This is a genomic window from Pseudomonas sp. MWU13-2862, from assembly GCF_023242495.1.
Classification (GTDB): Bacteria; Pseudomonadota; Gammaproteobacteria; order Pseudomonadales; family Pseudomonadaceae; genus Aquipseudomonas; species Aquipseudomonas gingeri_D.
Genome location: NZ_JALMEZ010000006.1, coordinates 233,478 through 248,821 on the forward strand (window position 1 = coordinate 233,478; position 15,344 = coordinate 248,821).

Genomic DNA, 15,344 nt, shown 5'->3' on the forward strand with positions numbered 1-15,344 from the left:
GCGTCGTTACAACTTCAATACATATAGCGGCCACTGCCCACGAGGTTGCGCTGTTTTTACCCGTGGGCGCAGATCGACACAAGGCGGCTTTTCACCGTGCTGGCGGCATTCAACGCTTGTACGTCGGTAGCGCAGGGAGTGGTTGCGCGTCTCATGGACGACTTTGAGCAAAGACAGAGAATGCACAAATTATACGAGAAAATTTATGTCTTTATACTTAGATCAATCGCTGATCGTTAATAAGGGTTTTTATATCTAATCCATCTAGTGAACTGTTATTTCTGACAGGTGACGATTTACTATCAGGCGCGTTAATGTCTTTTTTTCGTCAATCCTTATGGAGGGTTAATATATGACTGGTTCAAATGATTCAAGCGAAAAAGCAGAGGTTCGGGGTAGCCTGGACTATACGTTTGGTGTGGCCGGTAAAGTTTATTTGTTTGATGGCACCGGAGTTTATCTGCAGCCCTGCGCTACTCATATACTCCCAGACGGAAAAATACTGTGCGCAGCCTACTCGGTTCAGCTTCAGACGACCTATCTGATCAGGCTTGATGATCGGGGTGTTGTAGATGCAAGTTTTGGTAGTGCGGGGATTTCTCGATTTAAGCTGTCTGATTTTTTTCCAGGGATGGGGCTGGCGCAACCTTATAATGTGAAATTTGATGTTGATCGTAATAAGGTTGTGATGGGTTTCTTTGTCGGTGATGGATCTAATACCGGAGTCACGGGGTTGGCAAGGTTTGAGTTGAATGGGAATTTAGATGAGGATTTCGGGATTGACGGGGTAATGATCTGGAGCTATGAAGATACAAGCAATGTTCCGTGGGCAGCGGTTTCACCTGATGAGGAGGCTATACGAAACGCCGGCTCCCGGAGTTATCATGGGGCGATGGCGTTACTGGATGACGGCGGCGTCATGATTCTGTCGACTCTCCATGTTGGTGTTTTTGATGTGACTTTTCTCACGAAAGTGGGTAATGATGGTTTCCTGGACAAAACATTTTGTGAAGTGGGGTACAAGTCTATTTCTCGAAATAATCGGCATGTCTGGGCCGAAGACCTTTTGCGCCAAGGTGACCATTTTTTGGTGGCAGTCACCTCTCGCTTTACTGGGGCGGGGGAGTGGTTTATTGCCAGATATGATGCTGATGGTAATTTGGATACTCATTTTGCGACCGATGGCTACTATGATGGCCCGCCGAGTGTCAAAAACGTCATTTTGCCTAGGGTGAGCGACGCGAAATTGTATTTTGTCGGGACCTCTGCAAATACAGCCTCCCAGCATTTGTTCATTGTGCTCCAACGTCGTGGAATGGATGGCCAGGTGGATCCGCTTTTTGGAGAGCAAGGATGGGGTGGCTCTGTCGGTGGTCCAAACACGGCTGACACTGTGGTCTGGAAAGCGGCGCTCTATAATCCGCGATCAACCGTGGTCGTTGCAGGCTCTGTTGCGCTTGCCTCTTCTGGCTTTAGTAAAGTTTTTATTGCCAGCATCGAGCAGGATATGGGGTGGGACGGTGCTTTTGGTAATGAGGGGGTTGTCATGTTCGACGGTGAGGCCATTATCAATGGGCTTTCTGTACAGCCGGACGGGAAAATTATCTTCATTTACAAAGTGGACGAGTCCGCCGCCTTTGCTCTGGTGCGATTGCATGGATAAACAGTGGCGTTCAGCCGGCCGTTGAATCGTTTTCCAATGGCCGGTTTCACAACGCTCGCTGATGTCTGCCGACTGTGGCGGTTTGCCGCACATTCGCCTGTCCGCGCCCCGGCTGGTTATACTCGTGGCGATCCGCCTGGAGCGCTCATCAGGAGAGCTCATGCTCGCCCCCGTTCAGTTGTTGTCCGCGACCCGTCAGAACCTCTGGCGCCTGACCTTTATCCGTATTCTGGTGCTGGCGGCCCAGGCCGGTTCCGTGGGTATCGCCTACTGGTTCGACCTGCTGCCGTTGCCCTGGCTGCAACTGGCAATGACCCTGGCCTGTTCCATGGTGCTCTGCGCCTTCACCGTGGTGCGCCTGCGGACCACCTGGCCGGTCACTGAACTCGAATACGCCGTGCAACTGGCCTGCGACCTGTTTATCCACAGCGCCTTGCTGTATTTCTCCGGCGGCTCGACCAACCCCTTCGTCTCCTATTACCTGGTACCCCTGACCATCGCCGCCGTGACTTTGCCCTGGCGCTATTCGGTGGTGCTCTCCGGTGCGGCGCTGGTGCTCTACACCTTGCTGCTGGTGCAGTTCTACCCGCTGGAGACCTTCCCGATCTCCCGGGAGAAGCTGCAGATCTATGGCATGTGGCTGAGTTTTGCCCTGGCCGCCGCGGTGATCACGTTCTTCGCCGCGAAGATGGCCGAGGAATTGCGCCGCCAGGAAGAGTTGCGCGCCCTGCGCCGTGAAGAGGGCCTGCGGGACCAGCAACTGCTGGCGGTAGCGACCCAGGCCGCCGGCGCCGCCCATGAATTGGGTACGCCCCTGGCAACCATGAGTGTGCTGCTCAAGGAAATGCGCCAGGACCATTCGGACCCGCTGCTCCAGGACGACCTGAGCGTGCTCCAGGACCAGGTCAAGCTATGCAAGCAGACCTTGCAGCAACTGGTCCGCGCCGCCGAGGCCAATCGCCGGCTGGCGGTGGAGATGCAGGATGTCACGGTCTGGCTCGACGAAGCGCTGAACCGCTGGCACCTGATGCGCCCGGAAGCCAGTTACCGCTTCCAGCGCCTTGGCCAGGGCGATGTGCCGCGCCTGGCGCCGCCGCCGGACCTGACCCAGGCCTTGCTCAACCTGTTGAACAACGCCGCCGATGCCTGTCCCGAAGGCCTCGAAGTGCAGTTGGACTGGGATGAGGAAAACCTCACCATCAATATTCGTGACCACGGCGCCGGTGTGCCGCTGGCCATCGCCGAGCAGATCGGCAAACCGTTTTTCACCACCAAGGGCAAAGGCTTCGGCCTGGGCCTGTTCTTGAGCAAGGCCAGCGTGACCCGCGCTGGCGGCTCGGTGAAACTCTACAGTCATGAGGAAGGTGGCACGCTCACCGAGCTGCGCCTGCCCCGTGTTGCCCGAGGAGAAGAAGCATGAGTGACGAGATCCAGGTCGAAGGCGAGGAACTGCCGCACCTGTTGCTGGTGGACGATGACGCCACCTTTACCCGCGTGATGGCGCGAGCCATGAGCCGCCGTGGCTTTCGTGTCAGCACCGCCGGTTCCGCCGAAGAGGGCCTGATCCTGGCCCAGCAGGACCTGCCGGACTACGCCGCGCTGGACCTGAAGATGGACGGCGATTCCGGCCTGGTGCTGCTGCCCAAGCTGCTGGAGCTCGATCCGGAGATGCGCGTGCTGATCCTCACCGGCTATTCGAGCATCGCCACGGCGGTGGAAGCGATCAAGCGCGGGGCCTGCAACTATCTGTGCAAGCCGGCGGATGCCGACGACGTGCTGGCGGCCCTGCTCTCCGAGCATGCCGACCTCGATACCCTGGTGCCGGAAAACCCGATGTCGGTGGATCGCCTGCAATGGGAGCACATCCAGCGCGTGCTGACCGAGCACGAAGGCAATATCTCCGCCACCGCCCGGGCCCTGGGCATGCATCGGCGGACCTTGCAGCGCAAATTGCAGAAACGGCCGGTGCGGCGCTGAACCGGCGCTGAACGAATCCTTTTCAAATCGCGCTACGCCGGGTGCGAATCATCTATGATCGGTTGGTGAAATTTCTTACGCCAACCGAGCCTTAGAATGACTAAGAACGCTGAATATTCCGCGGTCAACGATGCAGTAGAAGGGCATTTTTTTCGTAGGGTCTGGCAACTGGCCTCGCCTTACTGGCGCAGTGAAGAGAAGGGCAAGGCCTGGCTGTTGCTGATCTGTGTGGTGGCCCTGTCACTCTTCAGCGTCGGCATTTCGGTCTGGCTGAACAATTGGTACAAGGATTTCTACAACGCCTTGCAGGAGAAAAACGGTGCGGCCTTCTGGCACCTGATCCTGTATTTCGGCGGGATTGCCGCCGTGGCCATCCTCGGCGCGGTCTATCGGCTGTACCTGACCCAGATGCTCACCATCAGTTGGCGCCGCTGGCTGACCGAGCAGCATTTCAAGCGCTGGCTCGAGCACAAGAACTACTACCAGATGGAGGCGGGCGGGAACACCGACAACCCGGACCAACGGCTGAGTGAAGACCTCAACAGTTTTACCGCCGATACCCTGACCCTGGGCCTTGGCCTGTTTCGCACGGTGGTCAGCCTGGTGTCGTTCTCGATCATCCTCTGGGGGGTATCGGGGAGTATCGAAGTCTTCGGTATCAGCATTCCCGGCTACATGTTCTGGTGCGCCTTCCTCTACGCGGCCGTCGGCAGCTGGTTGACCCGGCTGATCGGTCGCCACTTGATTCCGTTGAACAACCAACAACAACGTTTTGAGGCCGATATGCGCTTCTCGTTGGTGCGGGTTCGCGAAAACGCCGAAAGCATTGCCCTTTATGATGGCGAGCCGAATGAAACGCAGCGCCTGAGCTCACGTTTCGGCAAGGTCTGGTCCAACTACTGGGCGCTGATGCGAGTGACCAAGCGCTTGACGTTCTTCACCGCCGGTTACAGCCAGATTGCGATCATCTTCCCGTTCATGGTGGCGGCACCGCGTTATTTCGCCGGCAAGATCCAGCTCGGCGAGCTGATGCAGATCAACTCGGCGTTCGGCAATGTGCAGGAAAACTTCAGCTGGTTTATCGATGCGTACTCCAACCTCGCGGTGTGGAAAGCCACCTGTGACCGTCTGCTGAGTTTCCGCCAGGCCATGCTCGACAATGAAGAGCGTGTTCCGGCCATCGACGTGCAGAGCCAGGGTGAAGCCTTGCAGGTGAACAACCTGGAGCTGGATCTGGCGGACGGTCGGCATCTGCTGGCCGGTGCGAACATGAATGTGGCTCCGGGCGAACGGGTGATGCTCAGCGGGCGTTCCGGCACGGGCAAAAGTACCCTGTTGCGGGCCATGGGCAATCTCTGGCCACGGGGCGGTGGCAGTATCCGGTTGCCGGCCGCGCGCTCGCTGTTCCTGCCACAGAAACCTTACCTGCCGATTGGCAGCCTGCGTGAGGCAATGAGTTATCCACAGCCCAGCGATGCCTACTCGGATGAGCGTTATCAGGAGGTCTTGCAGACTTGCCGTCTGCCGCACCTGGCCGGGCGCCTGGAGGAAAGCAATCACTGGCAACGCATGTTGTCCCCGGGCGAGCAACAGCGCCTGGCCTTCGCCCGTGCGCTGTTGTATGCGCCGCAATGGCTGTTTATGGACGAGGCCACCTCGGCCATGGATGAAGAAGACGAAACGGACCTCTATCAGGCCCTGATCGATCAGATTCCGGGGCTGGGCATTGTCAGCGTCGGCCATCGCAGCAGCTTGAAGAAATTCCACCCACGGCATCTGCGGATCGAGCGTGGACACCTGGTCACTCAGGAAGCGGTCAGCGCATAGCCAACAGTGATCGTACAACCCGGTTGAGCTATGATGCGCGCTCAGCCGTTCAGCCGAGATAGATGTTCGATATGGAAAACCAGAGCGCCGGGCTTCGCCCGACCCGAAAGCGCCGTAGTCTTGCCCAGGAGCTGGTCACCGTGCTCTCCGAGCAGATCCGTGATGGTCAGCTCAAGCGCGGGGACAAGTTACCCACAGAGTCGGCGATCATGGAGGCCCATGGTGTCAGCCGCACGGTGGTGCGCGAGGCGATCTCGCGCCTGCAGGCGGCCGGGCAGGTGGAAACCCGCCACGGCATCGGCACCTTTGTGCTGGACACGCCGAGCCCCAGCGGTTTTCGGATCGATCCGGCGACGGTGGTGACCCTGCGCGATGTGCTGGCGATCCTGGAGTTGCGGATCAGCCTGGAAGTCGAGTCGGCGGGGTTGGCGGCGCAGCGGCGCAGCGCCGAGCAGTTGGCGGCGATGCGGGCGGCGCTGGACGCGTTGAATGAAAGTGCGGCCCATGCCAGCGATGCGGTGGCGTCGGATTTCCAGTTCCACCTGCAGATTGCCCTGTCCACCGGCAACCGCTACTTCACCGATATCATGACCCACCTGGGCACCAGCATCATTCCCCGGACCCGTTTGAATTCGGCGCGGCTGGCCCATGATGACCAGCAGCACTACATGAATCGGCTGGGGCGCGAGCACGAAGAGATCTATGAGGCGATTGCCCGCCAGGATTCCGATGCGGCGCGGGCAGCGATGCGCCTGCATCTGACCAACAGCCGCGAGCGGTTGCGCCAGGCCCATGAAGAGGCCGAGGCGCAGAAAGGCTAGTTTCTCAGGGGGTGTAGAGATCCGTCTCAAGCTCTACTCGGAAGGTATCGTCCAGCCTCATAGGTCTTTTGGGTGACGATGTAGGTGAACTCGGGAAAGACTTCAAATCTGAGAAGGTCGCCTCGGTTTATGGAGTCGTCCAGGGTTGTCTCCTTGACGGAGGCCCCCTTGGAAACTTTGTTTTCGGGTAACTTGATCCTATATGAATGCGCCATGACGGGTTTCCTTCCACCGGACCTGAAGTGATTTCAGGCCTTCTGAAATCATTCAATTCCCCCGTGAGATTTGTCGCTACTGTCAGAAATGACAGTAGCGACAAACGGTCTGCTCCTGGATCAACCGCCGTTGAGGATCGTCCGATCCACGCGCACGGCCCATTTCGTGGCTTTTGCCTGCACATCAAATGCCACTTCCCCCGTCGCATCCGCTGTCGCACGGGGATCTGACCGTTCGTCGTAACTGTTATTTCTGACAGTTACACCAAGACGCATCCTAGGTTTAGGCTTCTCACACCTGAAAGCGTATTTTTGTTTTTCAGGCCTCCATTGAATTAATCGATATTCAATAAATGATGAAAGGGTGCCAGTATGAAAACTCAGCCAGAAGCCTGGAACATAAAAATTTTTCTTGGTGATGTTCTCGTTGAAATGCCTGAACCCCGAGAGCAATATGAAGCTGCCCTCATCAGGATAAAGGTTGGAGAGATTTTATATATAAAAGGCCAAAAAGTTAGAGTCGTTAACAAAGACGTTGTGTCGGCCTTGAGTATTGCCAATAGAAGCTATCGAGTGAACGTTGCTTTTGTGGCAAATGTCAGCACGGAAGCAACCTCGCCTGAATCCGGCTTGCCTAGGTCGAAAGCCAAGAAAGAAAGTCACCAGGAAGAGCCTGTCACCGTAACAAAGATTAAAGATGGAAGTATCATGGCAAGTTGGGGGTCGTGGGAGAATTTTGCTTCCGCCTATTTGTCAAAAGGCGACATCATCACCTACGCGGCGTACCCTGATCAACGCAATGAAATAATCGGTGTTGAGTATTATGACTTCGCGGAAGATGGGTTTCTTATACGACAAGTTACGGAGCTATTGAACTAGGCCTGAAAGTTTGACGTGGCGGCTGATGTGTTCGTTTTTTCTCCCTCGGAAAATTTTTGACCTTGACCCTCTTTGATGCAGTGAATGTTTTAATCAGTCGGCATGCTCCTGACGAGGCTGAGTTGCAGAAGAACCAGGCGTTTTTGCCGTTTATGATGTTGTCTGGTCGTACGTCTTCGCGGGCAAGCCCTGCTCCTATAGTTTGGTGTCGTGCACAAAACCAGTGAACGACACCAAACTATAGGAGCAGGGCTTGCCCGCGAAGAACGATAACGTGGTGCCCTTGGCGGATTACCGCTTCAGAATCGTCCGGTCCACACGCACCGCCCATTTCGCGGCTTTCGCCTGGGTGGCGAATACCACTTTCCCCGTCTCATCCGCCGTCGCCCGGGCAATCGCCACGCCATCGGCCAGCAGTTCCAGCGGCATATCCTTGAGTGACTGACCGGAAGCCAGTTCGAGTTTTACGGTAAAGGTCATGACTGATCTCCCTGTCACTGATGGTTGTCGATAAAGGTGGTGGCCTGGCCGTCCAGCGTGCCGATCAGCTCCGGCGAGCCACCACGGAACTGACGGAACACATTACGTCCCGTCCCGCCCACCGGCACATTCAACGTCGGCTGAAAGCGATCGGTCAGTTCTGCATAGGCCGTCCACGGGCCGATATAGGACTCATCCAGCCCCTTGGTGTAACTGAAGGCATAACGCACGGCATTGCCCGGCAGCCAGTTGGGTTCGCTGGGCGTGCGGCTCTGCCAGCCATCGGCCTTGAGGGTCGGGGCCACGCCGGGCGGGTTGAGGTAGCCGGCAGGCAGGTTCGGTTTGTAGTCCTTGAGCAGCAGGTAGGTACTCCAGCCCCACCAGCTGTCGCTCTGGCTGCGGTCGTTGAGGTTGTTGACGTCGTTGCGGCGCAGCACGGTCTTGCCCTTGAGGGCGAACAATGGGGCGAAATTCAGGCTGTCCTGGCTGTTTTCCACCTTCGTCAGGTCCGGCACCGAACGTAGCGCGGCATAGGCTTCGGGAGGTACGACGACGCCACTGAGAAACACCGCGAAGACTTCATCCACCGATTGCTGCACCGCCTGTTTGACCCGCAGCCGGTTGCCGCTGTCGACCGTGTCGAAATAGCGCTTGTCGCCGTAGCAGTTCCAGCGATCGCCCTGGGCGTTACTGACTTTCAGGCCGAACTTGCTGTCTTCGTCGTGCATGAAACGCGAGATCAGCGAACCCACATCGCTGGGGATGACGCTGTCGGCCAGTTGCTTGCGCGGCACCCGCAGATGGCCGCCGGAGAACAGGTCGGTGAGGAAGTGGTCGGCAAAGGCGTTCATCGCGTAGGCCAATTCCAGATCCTGGTCGACGCCGCTCTTGTGCGCCAGGGCGGCCTGTTGCAGGGCGGCGGCGTGCCCGGCCTGGTAAGCCAGCAGAGCCCATTCGCCGAAGTGGTCCCAGTTGCTCGCGGCCAGTTTCAGGTAGCGGCCAAGGGGAAACAGCGGCGAGGCAAGGCTGCCGCCACCGGTGATCTTGTTCCACTCGCCGGAGAGGGTATCGCCCAGTTCGTCGTAGGCTTCGTGAGGCTGCTTGCCGTCCTTGATCGCCTGGTTGGCGGCGTTGATCTCGGTTTTCATCACCTGCAGGATTTTCTGCGCTTCGTCGCGGGAGGCGGGCAGCACTGCCAGGGAGTTGAAGGACGCGGTAAAGCGCGCCTGCCGGTCGGCCGGGGTGCTGCCGTCGGCGATCGGCCGGTCCGCAATCCCGTAGAAATCGCCACCCAGGGCGACGATCTGGCCGTAGGTCAGGGCCAGGCCGTTGGTCAGGTGCAGTTCGACCTGCCAGGCCGGAATGGCGGGTGCGTCCTTGGCAAAACGCAGCTGGGCGCTGTCGCCGATGGCGGTGTGTTCACCGCCTTCGAAGCGCGCCTGGGGCTTGCCCTTGAGCGCGCTGTCGAACGCCGTTGGCTGGTGATACTTGAGGGTGTGATGACCTTCGGCGAGAAGAATCACCGCCGCGCCATCGCCCGGAATGGCGATGCCTTGCTCGGTGAAAAGGGTGTCCAGCTCGGCAATGACCTTGCCGTCGTGCAGCAGGAAATCCTGTGCGTGCTGTGGAGTGGCTGACATGTCTGGCATCCTTGATATGTCGTTTTTATCGTTCAAATTAACTGTATGTATATACAGTTAAAGTTGAGCTTAGATGAAAAACTTCCTACGTCAAGGAGGGAGATTCTTGTGGGATCGGCTGAGCGATTCCTGTTGACCTTTATTATTTAAGTTGTACGATGACGTACGACATCAGCCAGTCTGCGCTGTCTCTTTCATCACAACGTGCTTCCCAGGGTGTTCGAATAATGAATCCACAAGAACTGAAGTCCATCCTCTCCTCCGGCCTGCTGTCCTTTCCGGTGACCGATTTCAATGCCCAGGGCGATTTCCATCGCGCCGGCTACGTCAAGCGCCTGGAGTGGCTGGCCCCTTACGGCGCCACCGCGCTGTTCGCCGCCGGCGGTACCGGTGAATTTTTCTCCCTGGCAGCCAGTGAATATTCCGAAGTGGTGAAAACCGCCGTCGATACCTGCGCCGGTAGCGTGCCGATCCTCGCCGGTGTCGGTGGCGCGACCCGCCAGGCCATCGAGTACGCCCAGGAAGCCGAGCGTCTTGGCGCCAAGGGCCTGCTGTTGCTGCCGCACTACCTGACCGAAGCCAGCCAGGAAGGCGTTGCCGCCCACGTTGAAGCCGTGTGCAAGTCGGTGAAGATCGGCGTGGTGGTGTACAACCGCAACGTCTGCCGCCTGACCGCGCCGCTGCTGGAACGTCTGGCCGAGCGCTGCCCGAACCTGATCGGCTACAAGGATGGCCTGGGCGATATCGAACTGATGGTGTCGATCCGTCATCGTCTCGGCGATCGTTTCAGCTACCTGGGTGGCCTGCCGACCGCGGAAGTCTATGCCGCGGCCTACAAGGCCCTCGGTGTTCCGGTCTACTCCTCGGCGGTGTTCAACTTCATCCCGAAAACCGCGATGGATTTCTACCACGCCATTGCCCGGGACGATCACGCCACCGTCGGCAAGATCATCGACGACTTCTTCCTGCCGTACCTGGATATCCGCAACCGCCGCGCCGGCTATGCTGTGAGCATCGTCAAGGCCGGGGCGAAGATCGTCGGTTATGACGCCGGTCCCGTGCGCACGCCGCTGACCGATCTGCTGCCGGACGAATACGACGCCCTGGCCGCGCTGATCGACAAGCAAGGCGCACAGTAAGAACGAATAAACAGGCCGCTGAGCAATCAGCGGCTTTTTCGGTTCAGGAGGTTTTCCGTGGCAGATGCAAAACGTTTCGACAACTACATCGGTGGCCAATGGGTCGCCGGTGCCGAGTACTCGGCCAATATCAACCCGTCGGATCTGTCCGATGTGATTGGCGAGTACGCCAAGGCTGACCTGGTCCAGGTGCAGTCGGCCATCGACGCCGCTCGTGAGGCGTTTCCGGCCTGGTCCACTTCCGGCATCCAGGCCCGCAGCGATGCGCTGGATAAAGTCGGTTCGGAAATTCTCGCCCGTCGTGAAGAGCTGGGTAACCTGCTGGCCCGGGAAGAGGGCAAGACCCTGCCCGAAGCCATTGGCGAAGTGAGCCGTGCCGGTAATATCTTCAAGTTCTTCGCCGGCGAATGCCTGCGTCTCTCCGGCGACTACCTGCCGTCGGTACGTCCCGGCGTCAACGTCGAAGTGACCCGTGAAGCGCTGGGCGTGGTCGGCCTGATCACTCCATGGAACTTCCCGATCGCGATTCCGGCCTGGAAGATCGCTCCGGCCCTGGCCTACGGTAACTGCGTGGTGCTCAAGCCGGCCGAACTGGTTCCGGGCTGTGCCTGGGCCCTGGCGGAAATCATTTCCCGCGCCGGTTTCCCGGCCGGTGTGTTCAACCTGGTGATGGGCAGTGGCCGTCTGGTCGGCGACGCCATGGTCAACAGCCGGAAAGTCGACGGCATCAGCTTCACCGGTTCGGTCGGCGTCGGCCGGCAGATCGCGGTCAACTGTGTATCGCGCCAGGCCAAGGTGCAGCTGGAGATGGGCGGCAAGAACCCGCAGGTCATCCTCGATGACGCCGACCTCAAGCAGGCCGTCGAGCTGGCGGTGCAGAGCGCGTTCTACTCCACCGGCCAACGTTGCACGGCGTCCAGCCGTTTGATCGTCACCGCCGGAATTCATGACAAGTTCGTCGAAGCCATGGCCGAGCGCATGCGTTCGATCAAGGTCGGCCACGCCCTCAAGAGCGGTACCGACATTGGTCCTGTGGTGTCCCAGGCGCAACTGGAGCAGGATCTGAGCTACATCAACATCGGCCAGTCCGAAGGCGCGCGCCTGGTCTCCGGCGGTGAGCTGGTGACCTGCGATACCGAAGGCTATTTCCTCGCGCCGACCTTGTTTGCCGACAGCGAAGCCTCGATGCGCATCAGCCGTGAAGAAATCTTCGGCCCGGTGGCCAATATCGTCCGCGTCGCCGATTACGAAGCCGCGCTGGCCATGTCCAACGACACCGAGTTCGGCCTCTCCGCCGGTATCGCCACCACCTCGCTGAAGTACGCCAACCACTTCAAGCGCCACTCCCAGGCGGGGATGGTGATGGTCAACCTGCCGACCGCCGGCGTGGATTACCACGTGCCGTTCGGCGGGCGCAAAGGTTCGTCCTACGGTTCCCGCGAGCAAGGTCGCTACGCCCAGGAGTTCTACACCGTGGTCAAAACCAGCTACATCGGTTCGTAATCCGCTTTACCCGCACGGGGCTCTTGCCTGAAGCCTCGTGCGGTACATCACTGAATGTTTTACCCGCGTAAAAAAATAAAGAGTGGGAGTACATCTACATGCAAGCGACCAAGCAGACACACGTCCGCTATTTGATCCTGTTCATGCTGTTCCTGGTGACCACGATCAACTACGCCGACCGTGCCACCATCGCCATTGCCGGCTCCAGCCTGCAAAAAAGCCTCGGCATCGACGCCGTCACCCTCGGTTATATCTTCTCCGCCTTCGGCTGGGCCTATGTGCTCGGGCAGATTCCCGGCGGCTGGCTGCTCGACCGTTTCGGCTCGAAAAAAGTCTACGCACTGAGCATCTTCACCTGGTCGCTGTTCACCGCCATGCAAGGTTATGTCGGCGAGTTCGGTGTCTCCACCGCGGTGGTCGCGCTGTTCATGCTGCGCTTCCTGGTGGGCCTGGCCGAAGCGCCATCCTTTCCCGGTAACGCCCGTATCGTCGCGGCCTGGTTCCCCACTGCCGAACGCGGCACCGCCTCGGCGATCTTCAACTCCGCGCAATACTTCGCCACCGTGCTGTTCGCACCGCTGATGGGCTGGATCGTGTACACCTTCGGCTGGCAGCATGTGTTCCTGGTGATGGGTTGCCTGGGCGTGGTGTTCTCGCTGATCTGGCTGAAAGTTATCCACAGCCCGCGCCAGCACCCGATGATCAACGACGCCGAGTTCAACCATATTGCCGAGAACGGCGGCATGGTCGACATGGACCAGGGCAAGGCCGCCGGTGGCGGTCCGAAGTGGGACTATGTGCGCCAGTTGCTGACCAACCGCATGATGCTCGGTGTCTACCTCGGCCAGTACTGCATCAACGGCATTACTTATTTCTTCCTGACCTGGTTCCCGGTGTACCTGGTGCAGGAACGCGGCATGACCATTCTCAAGGCTGGTTTTATCGCCTCCTTGCCGGCCATCTGCGGTTTTATCGGCGGCGTGCTGGGCGGGATCATTTCCGATTACCTGCTGCGTCGCGGCCATTCCCTGACCTTTGCCCGCAAGGCGCCGATCATTGGCGGCCTGTTGCTCTCGACCACTATCGTCGCCTGCAACTACGTGGACATCGAATGGATGGTGGTGGGCTTCATGGCCCTGGCCTTCTTCGGCAAGGGCGTGGGTGCGCTGGGCTGGGCAGTGGTTTCCGATACCTCGCCGAAGCAGATTGCCGGTTTGAGTGGCGGCCTGTTCAACATGTTCGGCAATATCGCCTCCATCACCACGCCGATCGTGATCGGCTACATCATCAGCGCCACCGGTTCGTTCAAGTGGGCCCTGGTGTTTGTCGGCGCCAATGCGTTGTTGGCGGTGATCAGCTATGTGGTGATCGTCGGTGAGATCAAGCGCGTCGAACTGCGCGATCCGCCCGCCGGTCCCAAGCTCAATAGCGAGCCCCGTCTGTCCCAAGCCCATTCCTGAGGAGCGGCGTCATGCAGTTGATTGAACATTCCGACTCGCCGCGCTACATCCGCCTGCACGAGCGGGACAATGTGGTGATCGTGGTCAATGACCAGGGTGTACCGGCCGGTACCGAGTTCCCGGACGGCCTGGTGACCCGCGAGCACATTCCCCAGAGCCACAAGGTGACGCTGGTGGATATCGCCGAGGGCGGCGAAGTGATCCGCTACGGCCAGGTTATCGGTTATGCGTTGCTGCCGATTCCCCAGGGCAGTTGGGTCAAGGAAGATCAACTGCGCATGCCTACCGCGCCGCCGCTGGACAGCCTGCCGCTGTCCACCGATGTGCCGGCGGCCCAGGCGCCGCTTGAGGGCTTTACCTTCGAAGGTTATCGCAATGCCGACGGTACCGTCGGTACGCGCAATATCCTCGGTATCACCACTACGGTGCAGTGCGTTACTGGTGTGCTGGACCATGCGGTCAAGCGCATCAAGGATGAATTGCTGCCCAAGTACCCCCATGTCGATGACGTGGTGGCATTGACCCACAGCTATGGCTGCGGCGTGGCGATTACCGCGACCGATGCCTATATCCCGATCCGCACCGTGCGCAATCTGGCGCGCAACCCGAACCTGGGCGGCGAAGCGCTGGTGATCAGCCTGGGCTGCGAGAAGTTGCAGGCCGGCCAGGTGATGCACGAGGGCGACAGCTCGGTGGATCTGAGTGAGCCCTGGTTGTATCGGCTGCAGGATTCCAGTCACGGGTTTACCGAGATGATCGAGCAGATCATGGCGCTGGCGGAAACCCGTTTGAAGAAGCTCGATCTGCGGCGTCGGGAAACCGTGCCGGCGTCGGAGCTGATCCTCGGCATGCAGTGTGGCGGCAGTGATGCGTTTTCCGGGATCACCGCCAACCCGGCCTTGGGTTATGCCTCCGACCTGCTGTTGCGGGCCGGGGCGACGGTGATGTTTTCCGAAGTGACGGAAGTGCGCGATGCGATCTACCTGCTGACCTCGCGGGCGGAAAACCTGCCGGTGGCCGAGGCGCTGGTGCGTGAGATGGACTGGTACGACCGCTACCTGGCCAAGGGCGAGGCGGACCGCAGCGCGAATACCACACCGGGGAACAAGAAGGGCGGGTTGTCGAATATTGTCGAGAAGTCCCTGGGCTCCATCGTCAAGTCCGGTAGCAGTGCGATCAACGGCGTGCTTGGCCCGGGCGAGCGCTTTACGCGCAAGGGCCTGATTTTCTGTGCGACGCCTGCCAGTGATTTTGTCTGCGGCACCTTGCAGTTGGCGGCCGGGATGAACCTGCATGTGTTCACCACCGGGCGGGGTACGCCTTATGGGCTGGCAATGGCACCGGTGGTGAAGGTTTCGACCCGTACCGAGCTGGCACAGCGTTGGCCGGACCTGATCGATATCGATGCCGGGCGGATTGCCACCGGGCGGGCAACGATCGAGGACCTGGGTTGGGAGTTGTTCAACTACTACCTGGATGTCGCCAGCGGCCGGAAGAAGACCTGGGCCGAGCAGCACAAGCTGCACAACGACATTACCTTGTTCAATCCGGCGCCGATTACCTGAGTCTCAAGGACGCCATCAATCCTGTAGGAGCATGGCTTGCCAGCGAAGGGGCCCGTAAGATCGCCAAAAGCTTCGCGGGCAAGCCCTGCTCCTACAGGTTATTTGGCGTTTTCAATATCTCACTTCCTTAACTGACTGGTATTTGAGCAACCCCGCTCGCCACATTGTGGTGTTT

Annotated in this window: 12 protein-coding genes; 10 read left to right on the plus strand and 2 right to left on the minus strand. The window is 59.0% G+C overall.

Annotation, left to right across the window (positions count from 1 at the left end; translation table 11 throughout):
• The first annotated feature begins 352 nt into the window (after positions 1 to 352).
• The 6 genes from M5C56_RS13445 to M5C56_RS13470 all read left to right on the plus strand — a co-directional run bounded on the left by M5C56_RS13445 (position 353) and on the right by M5C56_RS13470 (position 7,382).
• A complete protein-coding gene (locus M5C56_RS13445; protein WP_103494725.1) occupies positions 353 to 1,663 on the plus strand; it encodes a hypothetical protein in 1,311 nt (436 codons plus the stop codon).
• A gap of 160 nt (positions 1,664 to 1,823) precedes the next feature.
• Positions 1,824 to 3,083, plus strand: a complete 1,260-nt coding sequence (locus M5C56_RS13450) for an ATP-binding protein (RefSeq protein WP_100941239.1) — start codon at positions 1,824 to 1,826, stop codon at positions 3,081 to 3,083.
• The gene (locus M5C56_RS13455; RefSeq protein ID WP_100941240.1) at positions 3,080 to 3,640 is read left to right on the plus strand and encodes a response regulator transcription factor; all 561 of its coding nucleotides are present in this window, start codon (positions 3,080 to 3,082) and stop codon (positions 3,638 to 3,640) included. The genes M5C56_RS13450 and M5C56_RS13455 overlap by 4 nt, the downstream gene beginning before the upstream one ends.
• 96 nt (positions 3,641 to 3,736) lie before the next feature.
• Positions 3,737 to 5,467 carry an ABC transporter ATP-binding protein/permease gene (locus M5C56_RS13460; protein ID WP_103494726.1) on the plus strand — a complete coding sequence of 577 codons (1,731 nt, stop codon included), beginning with the start codon at positions 3,737 to 3,739 and terminating at the stop codon, positions 5,465 to 5,467.
• Between the two features lie 71 nt (positions 5,468 to 5,538).
• Complete coding sequence (locus M5C56_RS13465; RefSeq protein WP_103494727.1) at positions 5,539 to 6,288, plus strand: FadR/GntR family transcriptional regulator; 750 nt, start codon at positions 5,539 to 5,541, stop codon at positions 6,286 to 6,288.
• Between the two features lie 587 nt (positions 6,289 to 6,875).
• On the plus strand, positions 6,876 to 7,382 hold the full coding sequence (locus M5C56_RS13470; protein WP_103494729.1) for a hypothetical protein: 507 nt from the start codon (positions 6,876 to 6,878) through the stop codon (positions 7,380 to 7,382).
• A gap of 291 nt (positions 7,383 to 7,673) precedes the next feature.
• Here M5C56_RS13470 and M5C56_RS13475 read toward each other — a convergent pair whose 3' ends face one another.
• Together M5C56_RS13475 and M5C56_RS13480 are read right to left on the minus strand one after the other, a co-directional pair.
• On the minus strand, positions 7,674 to 7,862 hold the full coding sequence (locus M5C56_RS13475; protein WP_103494730.1) for a hypothetical protein: 189 nt from the start codon (positions 7,860 to 7,862) through the stop codon (positions 7,674 to 7,676).
• 14 nt (positions 7,863 to 7,876) lie between these two features.
• Positions 7,877 to 9,502: a phospholipase gene (locus M5C56_RS13480; RefSeq protein WP_103494731.1), complete on the minus strand. Its 1,626-nt coding sequence runs from the start codon at positions 9,500 to 9,502 to the stop codon at positions 7,877 to 7,879.
• A gap of 227 nt (positions 9,503 to 9,729) precedes the next feature.
• Between M5C56_RS13480 and kdgD the strand changes: the two genes are divergently transcribed.
• The 4 genes from kdgD (at position 9,730) to garD (ending at position 15,169) form a co-directional block, all read left to right on the plus strand.
• Positions 9,730 to 10,641, plus strand: coding sequence for a 5-dehydro-4-deoxyglucarate dehydratase (kdgD, locus tag M5C56_RS13485; RefSeq protein WP_103494732.1), 912 nt, complete (start codon positions 9,730 to 9,732; stop codon positions 10,639 to 10,641).
• Positions 10,642 to 10,698: 57 nt separating this feature from the next.
• The gene (locus M5C56_RS13490; protein ID WP_103494733.1) at positions 10,699 to 12,144 is read left to right on the plus strand and encodes an aldehyde dehydrogenase family protein; all 1,446 of its coding nucleotides are present in this window, start codon (positions 10,699 to 10,701) and stop codon (positions 12,142 to 12,144) included.
• A gap of 98 nt (positions 12,145 to 12,242) precedes the next feature.
• Positions 12,243 to 13,604, plus strand: coding sequence for an MFS transporter (locus M5C56_RS13495; RefSeq protein ID WP_103494734.1), 1,362 nt, complete (start codon positions 12,243 to 12,245; stop codon positions 13,602 to 13,604).
• Positions 13,605 to 13,615: 11 nt separating this feature from the next.
• Positions 13,616 to 15,169, plus strand: a complete 1,554-nt coding sequence (gene garD, locus M5C56_RS13500) for a galactarate dehydratase (protein WP_103494735.1) — start codon at positions 13,616 to 13,618, stop codon at positions 15,167 to 15,169.
• Positions 15,170 to 15,344 lie beyond the last annotated feature (175 nt).

What these genes read in the sequence shown, in the direction of transcription:
- M5C56_RS13480 (WP_103494731.1), bottom strand. Translation starts at nt 9,502, where the DNA reads ATGTCAGCCACTCCACAGCACGCACAGGATTTCCTGCTGCACGACGGC.
- kdgD (WP_103494732.1), top strand. Translation starts at nt 9,730, where the DNA reads ATGAATCCACAAGAACTGAAGTCCATCCTCTCCTCCGGCCTGCTGTCC.
- M5C56_RS13465 (WP_103494727.1), top strand. Translation starts at nt 5,539, where the DNA reads ATGGAAAACCAGAGCGCCGGGCTTCGCCCGACCCGAAAGCGCCGTAGT.
- M5C56_RS13460 (WP_103494726.1), top strand. Translation starts at nt 3,737, where the DNA reads ATGACTAAGAACGCTGAATATTCCGCGGTCAACGATGCAGTAGAAGGG.
- M5C56_RS13470 (WP_103494729.1), top strand. Translation starts at nt 6,876, where the DNA reads ATGAAAACTCAGCCAGAAGCCTGGAACATAAAAATTTTTCTTGGTGAT.
- M5C56_RS13455 (WP_100941240.1), top strand. Translation starts at nt 3,080, where the DNA reads ATGAGTGACGAGATCCAGGTCGAAGGCGAGGAACTGCCGCACCTGTTG.
- M5C56_RS13450 (WP_100941239.1), top strand. Translation starts at nt 1,824, where the DNA reads ATGCTCGCCCCCGTTCAGTTGTTGTCCGCGACCCGTCAGAACCTCTGG.
- M5C56_RS13495 (WP_103494734.1), top strand. Translation starts at nt 12,243, where the DNA reads ATGCAAGCGACCAAGCAGACACACGTCCGCTATTTGATCCTGTTCATG.
- M5C56_RS13475 (WP_103494730.1), bottom strand. Translation starts at nt 7,862, where the DNA reads ATGACCTTTACCGTAAAACTCGAACTGGCTTCCGGTCAGTCACTCAAG.
- M5C56_RS13445 (WP_103494725.1), top strand. Translation starts at nt 353, where the DNA reads ATGACTGGTTCAAATGATTCAAGCGAAAAAGCAGAGGTTCGGGGTAGC.
- garD (WP_103494735.1), top strand. Translation starts at nt 13,616, where the DNA reads ATGCAGTTGATTGAACATTCCGACTCGCCGCGCTACATCCGCCTGCAC.